The organism is Exiguobacterium acetylicum (genome assembly GCF_022170825.1).
In the GTDB taxonomy this organism is placed as follows: domain Bacteria; phylum Bacillota; class Bacilli; order Exiguobacteriales; family Exiguobacteriaceae; genus Exiguobacterium_A; species Exiguobacterium_A acetylicum_B.
Window position 1 is genome coordinate 669,041 of sequence record NZ_CP081878.1, and the last position, 13,670, is coordinate 682,710.

Annotated in this window: 12 protein-coding genes and 1 pseudogene; 6 read left to right on the forward strand and 7 right to left on the reverse strand. The window is 47.0% G+C overall.

Annotation, left to right across the window (positions count from 1 at the left end; genetic code table 11):
• Window positions 1–12 precede the first annotated feature (12 nt).
• The 3 genes from menH to K6T22_RS03455 are packed head-to-tail and all read right to left on the reverse strand — an operon-like array spanning window position 13 to window position 3,804.
• Window positions 13–762 (reverse strand): 2-succinyl-6-hydroxy-2,4-cyclohexadiene-1-carboxylate synthase, encoded by a 750-nt coding sequence (gene menH, locus K6T22_RS03445; RefSeq protein ID WP_238238937.1) that lies wholly within the window; start codon window positions 760–762, stop codon window positions 13–15.
• 23 nt (window positions 763–785) lie between these two features.
• Window positions 786–2,429, reverse strand: a complete 1,644-nt coding sequence (gene menD, locus K6T22_RS03450; protein WP_238238938.1) for a 2-succinyl-5-enolpyruvyl-6-hydroxy-3-cyclohexene-1-carboxylic-acid synthase — start codon at window positions 2,427–2,429, stop codon at window positions 786–788.
• Window positions 2,419–3,804 carry an isochorismate synthase gene (locus K6T22_RS03455; RefSeq protein ID WP_238238939.1) on the reverse strand — a complete coding sequence of 462 codons (1,386 nt, stop codon included), beginning with the start codon at window positions 3,802–3,804 and terminating at the stop codon, window positions 2,419–2,421. The genes menD and K6T22_RS03455 overlap by 11 nt, the downstream gene beginning before the upstream one ends.
• A 159-nt stretch (window positions 3,805–3,963) precedes the next feature.
• Here K6T22_RS03455 and K6T22_RS03460 point away from each other — a divergent pair, with 159 nt between their 5' ends.
• The 4 genes from K6T22_RS03460 to K6T22_RS03475 all read left to right on the forward strand — a co-directional run bounded on the left by K6T22_RS03460 (window position 3,964) and on the right by K6T22_RS03475 (window position 7,394).
• On the forward strand, window positions 3,964–4,857 hold the full coding sequence (locus K6T22_RS03460) for a 1,4-dihydroxy-2-naphthoate polyprenyltransferase (protein ID WP_238238940.1): 894 nt from the start codon (window positions 3,964–3,966) through the stop codon (window positions 4,855–4,857).
• Between the two features lie 175 nt (window positions 4,858–5,032).
• Window positions 5,033–5,944 carry a guanosine-inosine kinase gene (locus K6T22_RS03465; protein ID WP_238238942.1) on the forward strand — a complete coding sequence of 304 codons (912 nt, stop codon included), beginning with the start codon at window positions 5,033–5,035 and terminating at the stop codon, window positions 5,942–5,944.
• A gap of 26 nt (window positions 5,945–5,970) precedes the next feature.
• Window positions 5,971–6,399: an NUDIX hydrolase gene (locus K6T22_RS03470; protein WP_238238943.1), complete on the forward strand. Its 429-nt coding sequence runs from the start codon at window positions 5,971–5,973 to the stop codon at window positions 6,397–6,399.
• 86 nt (window positions 6,400–6,485) lie between these two features.
• The gene (locus K6T22_RS03475) at window positions 6,486–7,394 is read left to right on the forward strand and encodes a YihY/virulence factor BrkB family protein (RefSeq protein WP_238238944.1); all 909 of its coding nucleotides are present in this window, start codon (window positions 6,486–6,488) and stop codon (window positions 7,392–7,394) included.
• Between the two features lie 51 nt (window positions 7,395–7,445).
• Here K6T22_RS03475 and K6T22_RS03480 read toward each other — a convergent pair whose 3' ends face one another.
• Entirely contained in the window at window positions 7,446–9,395 is a 1,950-nt protein-coding gene (locus K6T22_RS03480) for a heavy metal translocating P-type ATPase (RefSeq protein WP_238238945.1), read from the reverse strand.
• A gap of 185 nt (window positions 9,396–9,580) precedes the next feature.
• Here K6T22_RS03480 and K6T22_RS03485 point away from each other — a divergent pair, with 185 nt between their 5' ends.
• Both K6T22_RS03485 and K6T22_RS03490 read left to right on the forward strand, forming a co-directional pair.
• Complete coding sequence (locus tag K6T22_RS03485) at window positions 9,581–10,510, forward strand: DMT family transporter (protein ID WP_238238946.1); 930 nt, start codon at window positions 9,581–9,583, stop codon at window positions 10,508–10,510.
• A gap of 163 nt (window positions 10,511–10,673) precedes the next feature.
• Window positions 10,674–10,961 (forward strand): hypothetical protein, encoded by a 288-nt coding sequence (locus K6T22_RS03490; protein ID WP_023467290.1) that lies wholly within the window; start codon window positions 10,674–10,676, stop codon window positions 10,959–10,961.
• A gap of 37 nt (window positions 10,962–10,998) precedes the next feature.
• On the opposite strand, the pseudogene K6T22_RS03495 reads toward K6T22_RS03490, so the two are convergent.
• The 3 genes and pseudogenes from K6T22_RS03495 to yfkAB all read right to left on the reverse strand — a co-directional run.
• Window positions 10,999–12,150 (reverse strand): annotated as a pseudogene (locus tag K6T22_RS03495) (MFS transporter); the annotation flags it as partial.
• Between the two features lie 71 nt (window positions 12,151–12,221).
• Window positions 12,222–12,404, reverse strand: coding sequence for a hypothetical protein (locus K6T22_RS03500; protein WP_029340894.1), 183 nt, complete (start codon window positions 12,402–12,404; stop codon window positions 12,222–12,224).
• 87 nt (window positions 12,405–12,491) lie between these two features.
• Window positions 12,492–13,604, reverse strand: coding sequence for a radical SAM/CxCxxxxC motif protein YfkAB (gene yfkAB, locus K6T22_RS03505; RefSeq protein ID WP_238238948.1), 1,113 nt, complete (start codon window positions 13,602–13,604; stop codon window positions 12,492–12,494).
• Window positions 13,605–13,670: the final 66 nt, after the last annotated feature.

Below are 13,670 nucleotides of genomic sequence, written 5' to 3' on the forward strand. Positions count from 1 at the left end.
TCCCCCAATATGTTAGTGATGAATAAGTAGATTCTCTACCATTGTAACAAACTTTTGCGGTTGGTCGATATGTGGGGCGTGCGAAGCATGCGAAATCACGTGAATTTTTTCAGATGATGCGGCATGCGAAGCTATCGTTCGGAATTTTTCATCCTCTTCCCCGACAATCCAATCAATCTCTTGCGGAAGGCATGACCAAAGCGAAGGCATACTTCCCGTACCTTGTGAACGAAGCGAGGCGCTTAGACCTTTAATCGTTTGTGACATGCGTTCCTGACGCAGAAGCTGACGTTGAGGTTCCGGGAGAAGGGCTTGTGGTTTAAACAGTCCAAGTGTCTCCCAGTAATCGATAAAAGCTTCAAGTCCATCTTTTTCAAGACGATCAGCTAATACTCGATCGGATGCCCGACGTGCTTTTCGTTCAGATGCCGTCTTAATTCCTGGTGTTGTACTGACGCCGATCGTTCGAGCGACTCGCTCCGAGACGACACTCAGCATTAAAGCAATTCGTCCACCCATCGAATAACCGAGGACGACCCATTGCTCGGATCGCGTAGCGAGCAGCGTCTCGAGATCCTTGACTTGTTGCGTCAAACGCATTCGTTGATCGGACGCTGGTGCCGTCTTTCCGTGTCCCATTAAATCAAGACGGTAGACAGTGAAGTGAGTGGATAAATGCTCACTTAGTATATCCCACGTCGAGAGGGATCCTGTAAAACCATGGAGCAATAGGAGTGGCGGACCAGAACCCTCAATTTTCACATGATAGAGATGCCCCCGTAAAATCATCGGAACACCTCGGTCAACGTTGGATTCGTCACGTCCCAAATCGCACGATGCATCTGTACGTTCTCGATTCGTGTCGTCTTGACTTCAAGAATCCGTGTCACGTTGGTCTCTTCCGCAAGCGCTTGACGTAACGCAGCAATTGAATCAATCGCCTGATAGGTCACGCCATACCCAGAAGCGAGGGAAGCGAAGTCAAGATGTTGTGGTGTACCAAAGAGCGGCTCGAACACCTCTTGCTCGAGTTGCTGTTGCGGTAAAAAGCTAAAGATGCCACCACCCGCATTGTTGACGAGAATAATCGTTAACGGAAGCGTGCGTGCTGTCATTAGCCCGTTGATATCGTGAATGAATGCCAAGTCGCCAACGAGTAAATAGCGGCGTTTGGCATCAAACGTTGCTCCGAGAGCACTCGAGAGAATCCCGTCAATCCCATTTGCTCCACGGTTCGCGAGCAGGCGAAGGGGTGTTCCTGTCGGCAGGAACGTGTCGACGTCTCGAATCGGCATGCTGTTTGAAACGAAGAGACTTCCTTCCTGTAACGTCGTCAAGGCACGAACGACGTTATATTCCGTCATCTCTTCTTGATTAATCGTCGTAAAGGCATTCGCGACTTGTCGCTCGGCCTGTTGTAACAGATTGAGATACGTAGGGTCATGCAAAATGAGTTCCTGATGCTCGAGTTGTCGCGCATGACCAATCACGAAATCCGAATGAAGCTGTGGATCGCGCCAATTGCCTGGGTGACCAACGACCGTCGTCGGGATATCTCGAGACCAGAGCAGGTAAGGTTTTGACGTTGGCATGGCACCAAAACGAATGATGCGATCCGGTCGGACGTGCTGAGCAGTAGCCGGATGTTTTAGCCATGTATCATAATAGGCAAAAACATGATTTTCCTGCGATTGCCGTCCTTGACTGAGTGGATCTGCTAAGACCGGAATACCTGCTTGTTTCGCATATGAAATGACAACCTGACTGTCCGTCGCAGTGAGTTGAGGTCCAAGCACAAAAAGAAGACGCTCTTCTTGAAGCGCAACCGTTAAAGCGTTATTTACTCCCGGTGTCGGGGCAGGTAATTCGCCGACAGGACGACCTGTTCGTAAGAGATCGAGTTCCGGAACAAGTGGTTCTCGTAACGGGACGTTGATTTGAACCGGTCCTGCTGGTTCCGTCAGGGAGAGTAAGGCTGCCCGTTGTGCGACATGAGCGACATAAGGAAGACTCGCTTCTTCCGCTAAAGGTAGATCAAACGCATGTCGGACTTGTTTTCCGTACAATCCGACTTGATCAATCGCTTGTGGGGCACCGACATTACGTAACTCATGTGGTCGATCGGCCGTCAAGACGATTAGTGGAAGTTCGAAAATATTGGCTTCGGTCACTGCCGAATAATAGTTTGTCGCAGCGGTACCACTTGTACAAATTAAGGCAACAGGACGAACGTGATCTTCCGTCCGCGTCAAACCTAATGCAAAAAAACTAGCCGACCGTTCGTCAACAAGGACGTGGGTACGGCTAGACGGATGCAGGAATGCAGCAATAGCCAGTGGTGTCGACCGGGAACCGGGACTGATGACGAAGTCCCGGACACCAGAAGCGACGAGCGTATCGATTAACGTATGCATCCACTTAGTCAACATAAATATCATCCTTTTCAATCGAACCGACATGTGACAGTGCTTGTAACATCGGTGATAGTTTAGTTTCCGTCTCCGCCAGCTCACTATCGAGATGAGAACCTTCAACAAGACCGCAACCAGCATAAAGAATGACTGCCCGTTCCGTAAACAGTCCGGAGCGGATGGCAACGATGAATTCCCCGTCATCCTGTCCATTCATCCAACCGACGGGTGAACCGTACCAACCCCGTTCGAACGTCTCGATTTCTTGGATGGCATCGACCGCCAACTGTTTGGGTTCACCACCAAGCGCAGGTGTCGGGTGCAGTTTTTCAATCAATTGAAACAACGTCACGTCTGCTTTTAGACGTGCTGTGATTGGTGTATAAAGATGTTGGATATGGCGATTCTTTAAGAGAATCGGTGTGTCCGGACAATCTAGCTCCTCCGAAAATACAGATAACGTCCGTTCAATCGAATCTGCAACGATACCGTGCTCCATCCGATTCTTTTGGTCTTGTAAGAGTGACTGACCAAGTGCTTCGTCCATCTCATCGATCTCGTGGCGTGGTGCGGAACCAGCCACTGCTGCCGTCTCAAGGCGACGTCCGCGTTTTTGAACGAGTCGTTCCGGTGTCGCACCGATGAAGGCTTCTTCTGGATTCGGTTGGAAACAGAAGACGTAACTACCAGGCTGCGTGTCTTCTAGTTCAGCGACGACAGCGGCTACGTCGAGTGGGCGATCCAGTTCATAGACGACTTCCCGTGCCAAAACGATTTTTTCAAGTGTTGTCTCCAAGTAATGCATGGCTTGGTGGAATGATGCTTCAAACGCCTCATTTCCATCTCGTGACAGCCGTAGACGCGTGACGCCTGACGAAGTCAGTGCTTGCGGTTGATTCACTTTGGCGAAATCGAGTGCGAGTTGATTTAATATTGAATCGACTTGATCCATCGGTTCGACACGAGCAAAAATCGTCACGCGTGTCTGTCCGTCCTGCTCTAAAAATAAAAACTTCGGAATCGTCATCGAGGCATCTCCGAATGAAGACCAGCGATAGTCTGGTTGCTTGAGTTCAGCAAAAGAAAATCCACTAAACGCAAACAAATCATGACCGACGTGATCGCGATTTAAGTTTGCCCATTGTGATTGAATTCGTAAAAAACGATCCGTTCCTGAAGCCTGAAGTTGTTGTACGATGCCAAACCCGATGGCCCGCATCGAGCGATCAGGTGTCGCGAAATAAAATCGTTCCTCGATACCCTGTTCGAGGGAACGCATGTCAGTTGCTTCGATTTCCCATGAATACGAAGCGAGTATAGGTCGTTGTGAGGCGTTTGCCTGACTGACGGCCTGTTCGATACACTGTTTTAGCTCTTGTTGAGCGTAAGCCATACCGCTCATTGCCCCCTAGTCTGTAGATACTGTGATATGTTTCACTTAATATAAGTGTAAACTTTTTACGGACAAAAAAGAAGGAATAAGCTATCTCGGATTGAACATTGACAGCAAAAAACGAAACCCGATACACTTAGACAGGAAAGGGGTTATTATATGAATAAATCAATCGCTGTCTATTGGCGAATGACACGACCGCATACCTTAACGGCAAGTTTTGTTCCGGTCGTCGTCGGTACGGCAGTTGTCGCACCACGCGTGGAATCGTTACGCTTGGATTTGTTCGTGGCGATGTTGATCGCATCGATGCTGATTCAAATCGCAACGAATCTGTTCAATGAATACTACGATTACAAACGTGGTTTAGATACGGAGGAATCGGTCGGAATTGGTGGATCGATCGTTCGTGACGGATTCAAGCCGGGTACGATTTTAGCGTTCGCACTGACGTTATATGGCATCTCAGCAGTGCTCGGTGTGTATCTGTGTATCGAGACATCGTGGTGGTTGCTTGTCGTAGGACTCATCTCGATGTTCGTCGGATATATCTATACGGGGGGACCACTCCCGATTGCCTATACGCCGTTCGGAGAAGTCGTTGCCGGCTTTTTCATGGGTTACATTATCATTGCGATTTCTGCGTACTTGCAAATCGGCTATGTACCGACAGAAGCCGTTGCAATTTCAGTACCTGTTGCTATCTTGATCGGCTCGATTCTGCTTGCGAACAATATTCGTGACTTGGATAACGATAAAGTCAATGGACGTAAAACAATTGCTTGTCTCGTTGGACATCGCCGTGCTGTATACGTATTGATTGGATTTTTTGCAGCCGCAGTTCTCTCTCTTGTCATTGCTGTACTTGCATTCGAGGTCTCGTGGTTTGCACTACTTGCATTGTTAAGTATTCCACTCATGATTAAAGCCGTTCGTCTCTTCTGGGAAGACCTACCACCGGAAAAGCTAATGCCTGGAATGGCACAGACTGGTAAGGTAAACACGATTTTTGGACTCTTACTCGCAATTAGTCTCGTCATCGCGAATATTTGAATTCAACTAAAGCAGCAGGCGATTCGCTTGCTGCTTTTTCATGCGAAGAGAGAACAGTTAGAAAAAAAGTGCTTCGGTTGTCACTGATTTAAAATTTTACTATAATTGAAGCAATGTGCCTGAAAGATCAATTCAAGGTCGGAAATCAGGAAATATGGTTAGAGGTGGAACTGGAATGAATAAAATCGCGGTAATCGGAAAAGTATTCGTCGACATAAAAGGAACTTCGTTCGCTCCCTTACACAAGGATGCGAAAAACGTAGGAGACATCACGTTTTCGAATGGAGGAACAGGACGCAACGTAGCACAAAACCTAGCCGTCCTCGGGAATGAAGTTCGCTTTATCTCGACGGTTACGAATGACCAGATTGGCGTAGGAGTGCTCGATGAGTTGAAATCTTACGGTGCGAATGTGGATCATGTCGAAATGTTAGAAGATCATGGAATGGGTATGTGGCTAGCTGTCATGGATAACGAAGGTGATTTGCAAACCTCAATCTCGAAACAGCCAGATGCCAAACTGCTCGAAGAAGCGATCTTACGTCAATCGATCTATGCACTTGATGGAGTCGATGCCGTGGCAATCGATCTTGATTTGTCTGTTACTGTGCTCGAACGCTTGATTCATTTATGTCGTAAAATGGAGTTACCATTGTTTGGTGTTTGCGGTCACTTGAGCGTCATCGAACGAAATCGTCACCTGTTACAAGGATTCACTGGATTCATTTGTAGTCGAGAAGAAGCAGAAATTTTGTCTGATCTATCGATCGTGACGGTAGAAGATGCGATTCATGTAGCAAACGAGTTAGCAAAAAAAGGCGCTCCGTTCACGGTCGTCACGATGAGCGAACTCGGTGCGGTCTATGTCGATCGTCGCACGGCGACATCAGGTCACGTCGGAACGAAAAAAGTAAAAGTCGTCGATTCGACTGGAGCAGGCGATTCCTTCTTCTCCGCTGTCTTGTCTGAACTGACACAAGAAAAGTCGGCAGAAGAGGCACTGAAGCTTGGCATGAGGGTAGCAGCAGAAGTCATCGCTTCGACAGAGAATGGACTTGTTCCTGAAATGCTGGATGCGATTCAATAAGTAGAATTTGAAGAGGGGGTGGCGTCATGCCGATTCAACGAAGTGCGATCATTTTACGAAACGAACAGGATGAAATTGCGTTAATCCGTAGGGATAAACCGAACGAAACGTATTATGTCTTTCCAGGCGGTGGGAAAGATGATGGGGAATCGTTAGAAGAGACAGCGATTCGTGAAGCACATGAAGAACTTGGTATCGACGTGGAGTTGACCGGCGTCGCCGCTATCGTCCGTTTTAACGGATTCGATAACCCTTATTTTTGGGCAAAAACAATTGGTGGTCGTTTTGGAACGGGAACAGGTGAAGAATTCGAAGAAGAAGGATCGGGTTATACGCCAGTTTGGATTAAACGTTCGGAGTTACCTTCATTGCCGATTCGTCCGCCGTCACTTGCGAAACAGTTGGCAGAAATGACAGAACCGTTCTATGAATTAATCCTTTCTGAGAACGAATGAGGTTTTAGTTGAAATAAAATGGGAAAAGTATATTAAAACAATGAGGTGGTCGTTGACTGCCTCTTTTTCATGAAGGAGAGATGACGATGGCGCATTCACGCGACCCAAAAGGGCTTGCCCTGAACTTAAAGCAGCGAATGTCCGATCATAACATCACGGATTATGCAGGGACGCTCGCTTATTACTGGTTTTTATCCATTTTCCCAGGTATCATTTTCGTCATTTCCGTCTTATCGTTCTTTGATATCGATCGGCAGACGCTCGAGTCACAAATTCGAGACCTAGCGCCAGGCGGAGCCGTCAATACGTTTACAGATACGATTTTCCAAGCCATCAAGGAACCACAAGGTGGACTGTTATCAATCGGTGCGATTCTTGCTGTCTGGTCGGCTTCAAAAGGGGTCGATCGTTTGATTACGACAGCAAACCATGCGTATGGTGACTTCTCACCCCGTGGTTTTGTCGCAGCACGAGGGATTGCCTTGTTACTGACGATCGTGCTCGGAATCGGGATGTTATTGTTGATCGTCTTGAATGTTCTCGGTGGTCCGATTATTACTTACCTTGCGAATTTCGTCCTCCCGATCGATATGGGGCAAAAAGTCTTGTTGACGGTCTTGCGGTACGTCGTGTCGACGGTTCTATTAATTGGTATTCTGTCAATCTTTTACCGCGTCGCACCAAAGCGTCCGATTACGTTTAAAGAAGCGATTCCAGGAGCTGTATTCGGTGTCATCGTCTGGCAATTGTTATCGGTTGGATTTGGTTTCTACGTCTCAAACTTCTCCAATTACAATCAAACGTACGGTTCGCTCGGTAGTGTCGTCATCTTGTTACTTTGGCTCTACTTCACTGGTTTGATCATTTTACTCGGTTCTGAATTGAACGCATCATGGGAACGATTCATGAAAAAAGCGGATCCGAAGAAGATGGAAGAGAAGCGCTTGAAGGAACAGGCGGAACTCGATGCAATTCCGACGAATACGTTCGGATGAAGATACGAAAAACGTCTGACTGCCACGCGGCAGTCAGACGTTTTTTGATGATTAAGCAGCTAATTGTTTTTCAGAAGGACGTGGTGTAAGGCGTGGTAAAGCGTCCTGTTGGAGGAGGCGTAAACCATTTAAGATGACAAGAATCGTCGATCCTTCGTGTCCGACGACAGCGAACGGCATAATCAAGAACTGTGACAAGTTCGATGCGATCAATAGGAGAATGACACCGATCGCAAGCGTGATGTTTTGTTTGACGATTCGGTTCATCTTTCGTGCTTTATGCACGGCATAGGCAAGGCGACCTAAATCGTTTTTCATCAAAACGACGTCAGCGGTCTCAAGCGCTGCATCTGTTCCTTCACCCATAGCGATTCCGACATGCGCTAGTGCAAGCGCTGGGGCATCGTTAATACCGTCACCGACCATCGCAACGGTCCGACCTTCTGTTTGGTATTGCTTGATATACCGGACTTTATCTTCAGGTAGACATTCAGCGACGAAATCCGTTAATCCCGCTTCCCGCGAAATAGCGGCTGCTGTGACCGGATTATCGCCTGTCAACATGATCGTTGCGATTCCGAGATCATTCAAAGCAGCAATCGCTGTTTTGGCTTCCGGACGAATCGTATCACGTAGTGCATAAAGTGCTACGATTTGCGATCCATTACTGACATAAACGATTGTATGTCCTTGTTCTTTAAGTGATTGTTCAATCGCGACGAATGGATCGTCTAGACCATCATGGAATGCCCGTTTACCGATGCGATACGTGACACCATTGACGGTTGCCTCAATTCCGTATCCTGTCACGTCTTTAAACGTTGACGGCTCACGAACATCAGCTTTTAAGTGGTCGACGATCGCTTGTGCGAGTGGGTGATTCGACTGCGATTCAATCGAAGCGACGGCTTGTTGAACAGCTTGAACATCCAATCCGTCCGCGTAACGACTTTCTGTAACGACTGGTTTACCTGTCGTCAGAGTACCTGTTTTATCGAAGACGATCGTGTCGACTTGTCCGAGCGTTTCAATGTGTGCGCCTCCTTTAAAGAGAACACCATTTTTCGCAGAGGCGGCAATTGCAGACAAAGCAGCAGGTGTAATCGATGCAACCAGGGCACACGGAGAGGCGACAACAAGTAGAATCATCGCGCGGTAAATACTTGTCTCAAACGTCCAACCAACGATGTAAGGAGGAAGGACCATCATAAGTGCGACGACAAGCAATACGATTTTGACATACCGGCTTTCAAACCGTTCGATGAACTGAGCAGATGGAGATTGCTCGCTTTGTGCGTTTTGAACCATATGAATGATCTTTTGGAACAAGGATTCATCTGCAGCTTTCGTCATCTCGATCGTCAAGACACCATTCATATTAACGGTCGAGTTATAGACAGTATCACCGGTCTGTTTTTCAACGGGGATTGATTCACCAGTAATCGACGCTTCTTCAATCGCCGCCTGACCACGAATGATGACACCATCAACCGGGATTCGTTCACCGGGACGGACATAGACGAGGTTACCGATTGCTAATTGTTCGATTCCGACGACTTCGAGTTGTCCGTTTGCGTTCAGGCGTGTCGCTTCTTCTGGTTGTAAAGACATCAAACTTTGTAGGGCACGCTCGTTTTTATTCATCGTATATGTTTCAAGGGCACCGGATAATGCGAAGATGAAGATCAGGATCGCACCTTCCATCCAGTATCCGATGGCAGCAGCACCGATGGCTGCTAAAATCATTAGCAGTTCAACATTCAACGTCTTTTCTTGATACGTCTCCGTCAAGCCTTCCTTCGCTTTCGCATATCCTCCGATCACATATGCAGATAAGTACAATGTGACATAAACGGCAGACGCCGCATTGAATTTTTCAAGTCCGTAAGCAACTAAAATCAATATTCCGCTAAACAATGCTAGAATCAATTCGTGATGCTCATCCCAAGCATGACGGAATACGGAACGCTGTTGAACATCGGTAGTAGTGGAAGTCGTCATATTAAAACTCCTTTCAAAATGTAAATGAGAAATGAAATCATTATAGAAAGAGAATGAGAATGTGATATATCAATGAGTTTAACTGATTGATAATGAGTTTCATTGTCTCTAGATTATAATTATTATTATCTGTAGAATTACTATACCATGCTTCAGTGAAAAGGAACAGGAAAGGAACCAGAAAGATGCAAAAATTTTTAACCCATCGGATTGGACTCGTCGTCTTTGCGTTATTGACGACTTTTTTGTGGGGAAGTGCGTTTCCCTTCATAAAAAAAAGTTATGAATTATTACAAATCACGTCTTCGGAATACGGAGAGCAACTACTGTTTGCGAGCTATCGTTTCTTTTTAGCCGGAGTGCTGTTACTTCTAGTCAGTGTCTTCGTCTTCAAGCAGACGATTACGCTGAAGGAGCGGACCTATGCCTATAGCCGACTCGGCTTCTTTTTGACATTCTTGCAGTATGTCTTCTTTTATATCGGTTTATCTTTATCAACCGGCGTGCAAGGATCAATCATTGCGGGATCGACTTCGTTCTTCCAGATGTTACTGGCTCATTTTCGATATGAAGACGATCGACTGAATCGATTTAAAGGAATCGCTCTATTCCTCGGATTTACAGGTGTCATTTTGGCAAACTGGCCGCAAGGTGGACAAGGTGTCTCGTTTGGTCTTGGAGAAGGATTGTTGATTGCAGCAATGATTTCCGGAGCATTCGGTAATTTGATCGCAAAAGAATACTCGGCACGTTATCCGGTTGCGCCGATGACAGGATGGGCGATGGTCATTGGATCAATTGGTCTCTTCATTGCGGGCGTCATACTCGACGGTCGCGTTGCACCGTTCGCATTTTCAACGACAAGTGCGTGGATGCTCGTATATCTCGCCTTTTTATCGGCGACTGGATTTACGCTATGGAATTTACTGATGAAATATAATCCTGTCAGTAAGGTGTCGTTATTTATGTTCTTCGTACCGATCTATGGAGTCAGTTTATCTGCCTTGATTCTTGGCGAGACGATTCCACCGCAAGCGTTGTTCGGTCTCTTGTTCGTCGTAGGTGGTATTCTAGTTTCGACGTACTTGCCTGTCTGGTTTCAAAAGCGAGGTTGACGAAGATTCAGAATCGTGCAAAAATAGTTTCAATTAAAGTAACTCCCAATCGTTCGTTGCTTAAGCCGACCCGTTCGGCTTTTTTCTGTACGGTCATCTAAAGACCGATTCGGCCTTGTCTGAAAGGCTAGTGCGACTATAAAACGGAAGGAGATGAAAACGGATGGAACGGAATGAGATCGTTCGAAAGATCATTGCCACTCGTCGTCCACGTGATGAGTTTGCCCGGTTCGTCGTGACGTGCGTCAGTCAGCAATTGAAGGAAACCCATGGAGATGTGGATGTGGAAATCATTGAAGCGGAGAGAGGTTACGATTCAGTGTGGTCAATCAACGGTCGAGAGGTCGTCGTATTGCTTGAGACAGAAGAGTTAAAGCGTGCAAAGGAACAACCATATGCGATCGACGATAAGCTCTGGCGGAGTTTTCGGCAAGAAGGAATCGTGAAATAAAAAAAGGATCTTGCGCATCAGTAGCGCAAGATCCTTTTTAGATTCGAGGTGTCTCGTGACGTTTTGCATATCGTAAGAGAAACGCAAGTGTCGTAAGGACAAGAACGAATAAACTAAAATACAGCATAGCTGGTAGCAGCACGAACAGGCTGCCAGCAATCGGTCCGAGAATCGAACCGAGACTAAAAGCGATTCCGGCAAGTAAATTACCGGTCGGTAGGAGATGACGTGGTAATTGTTCCGTCATATAGGCGACGCCAAGCGAATACGTCGAGCCGAGCGCCATCCCGCTAATTGCAAAGATTGCAAACAGCCAACCGTATCGTTCGAAGGCGAAGCAAGCAATGAGAAAAGCGACGGATCCAATCGAGAGTACGGTCACTAATGTCCGACGTTTCCCGAAGTGGTCAGCGAGCCGTCCAAGTGGTAACTGCATGATTAATGAGCTGACGACAAACGTCGTAATCAAGGTACTCGTCTCTGATAATCCATATCCATTACGCGTGGCAAACACAGGAAAACTAGCATTGAGTGTAGCTTCGAGAAAACCGTATGTAAAGCCAGGGAGTAGCGTGAACCAAGCCGTCGATAAGACAAGTCGATAGCGTGAGGCTGCACTTTGCAATTCCTCGGGCATGACGGACGATGGTTTTTCATTCGGCATACGTGATAACAAAATCAGGACAATGACAGCCAATGTTCCAGTTAAGACAAAAGGTAGCCAATCAATGACGTCAACGAGTGGTGCAGCGAGAGGTCCGAGAGCGAAACCGAGACCGAATGCCATCCCGTATAGTGACATCGTTCGTCCTAACCGTTCATTTGGGGTAATGGACGTGACCCACACTTGTGATCCATAATGTAACGTTTGATCACCAAACCCAACGAGGAAACGTAAAATCATCCAAGCAATGACGCTTGGAAGGAGTGGGAATAAGAATACAGCGACAGCAACTAGAGCAAGACCGAACGAGATGACGGGAATATAACCACGTCGTCGCAGTGGTCCTTCCATTAAAGGAGCAGCGACGATGACACCAACATAAAGAACGGCGGCGCTGAGACCGTTGATGAAAGCCGGTGTTCCTTGACGTTCAAGTAAAATGGATAACAGTGGAATCAACAGACCTTGCGTGAATCCGGAAATGAAGACGATCGATAAGATAAGAGCAAAACGACGTGACACAAGTAACGACGACCTTTCTTTTTCTTTTTAGCATAACACGCCCCGGTCTCTGAAATGGGAGACCGGGGCGTACTTCATTTATTTTCTTGTTCAAAACGTGTCGGACGCGGCATATGCAGAAGATGTTCATCCCAATCTGTCTGATCGAACACTTCATCATGTTCGATGCTGTGTGAAGTACGAATACCAACCATCATTACGAACAAGACCATGCTGAACGTACCGATGATTGCGACAATACCTACGAGCCATTCCATCCCGGTCACTCCTTTTAGAAAAACAGAATGTGTCTACTTTGTGACATTTTTCCCGGGACGCCGTCGTTCAAAACCTTTTTTTCGATTTTAAAGCCGGCTCGACTGTTTTGTGAAATCAATCTCAGGGTAGTATGCGTTCTTCACAAGCGCGTTCGGTCCAAGGCATTGCACCGCAGGGCAGTGACACGACAAGCTTTTATTCAGTTCCGTTTCTTGCCACTCGGCATAAGCATCATTGAAGGATGTCTCATGAATCGTACCAAGCGAAGCAAGTTCGTCACCGAAATCCGTTACGATGATTTCGCCGTCAAAGATGTTGACGTTGAGACGGGAACGCCCATCAGGATCATTGCGGACAGATACGTTTTTCTCTTGACGCAAGCGACGATGAAGTTCTAAATCCGCCTCTTCCATCGAGCAAGCGTAGAAGGGAAGCGTTCCGAACAACATCCAGACGTTCGGATCCCGAACGTCAAGCAAACGATGGATCCCGTCGCGAATTTCGGGTAAGCTAGCGGCTTCGATCATCGACGCGAAGTCAGCGGGGTACATTGGATGGACTTCGTGACGGACACAGCCCATATCAACGATTTCTTTATGGATCGCTTCAAGGTGTGGTAATGTCCGTTTGTTGATCATCGTCTCTGCAGAAACGATGACACCACGTGCATTTAGAACGCGGGCATTCTCTTTCATCGTTTCAAATAGTTTCGTCCGTGCTTCGCGTGACGGTTTTCGTTCCATCATCGCAAAGCCACCATCGATAAAATCGTCGACTGTTCCCCAGTTATGTGAGATGTGCAAGACATCTAAATAAGGAATGATTAATTCGTAGCGAGATAACGGAAGTGTTAAATTTGAGTTGATTTGGGTTTTAGCACCACGTTCGTGGGCATACTTAAGTAAAGGGACAACGTACTCCTTGATGGACTTCATTGAAAGCATCGGTTCGCCGCCGGTGATTGAGAAGGCACGCAGATGCTCGATTTCATCCAGACGTTGAATAAGTAGCTCGATTGGAATCTCGGGTGACTCGCTACTAGATAACATGTAACCGACGGCGCAATGTTCGCAGCGCATGTTACACAGTTTTGTTGTCGTGACTTCAATGTTCGTCAAACGGACCGTGCCGTATTGTTCAATGTCGCGATAAGCTTCCCACGGATCGTTCGCGATCGTGATGGGTGATGAATGTGACATAGATACTCCTCCTTTTTAGTGCTCCACCTCGTATCGTATGCTAAAATAACGTCGGAATCCAGCGGA

Coding starts and splice junctions, on each gene's coding strand:
- K6T22_RS03490 (WP_023467290.1), top strand. CDS start 10,674: ATGGAACGGAATGAGATCGTTCGAAAGATCATTGCCACTCGTCGTCCA.
- yfkAB (WP_238238948.1), bottom strand. CDS start 13,604: ATGTCACATTCATCACCCATCACGATCGCGAACGATCCGTGGGAAGCT.
- menD (WP_238238938.1), bottom strand. CDS start 2,429: ATGTTGACTAAGTGGATGCATACGTTAATCGATACGCTCGTCGCTTCT.
- K6T22_RS03500 (WP_029340894.1), bottom strand. CDS start 12,404: ATGGAATGGCTCGTAGGTATTGTCGCAATCATCGGTACGTTCAGCATG.
- K6T22_RS03475 (WP_238238944.1), top strand. CDS start 6,486: ATGGCGCATTCACGCGACCCAAAAGGGCTTGCCCTGAACTTAAAGCAG.
- K6T22_RS03465 (WP_238238942.1), top strand. CDS start 5,033: ATGAATAAAATCGCGGTAATCGGAAAAGTATTCGTCGACATAAAAGGA.
- K6T22_RS03480 (WP_238238945.1), bottom strand. CDS start 9,395: ATGACGACTTCCACTACTACCGATGTTCAACAGCGTTCCGTATTCCGT.
- K6T22_RS03460 (WP_238238940.1), top strand. CDS start 3,964: ATGAATAAATCAATCGCTGTCTATTGGCGAATGACACGACCGCATACC.
- K6T22_RS03455 (WP_238238939.1), bottom strand. CDS start 3,804: ATGGCTTACGCTCAACAAGAGCTAAAACAGTGTATCGAACAGGCCGTC.
- K6T22_RS03470 (WP_238238943.1), top strand. CDS start 5,971: ATGCCGATTCAACGAAGTGCGATCATTTTACGAAACGAACAGGATGAA.
- K6T22_RS03485 (WP_238238946.1), top strand. CDS start 9,581: ATGCAAAAATTTTTAACCCATCGGATTGGACTCGTCGTCTTTGCGTTA.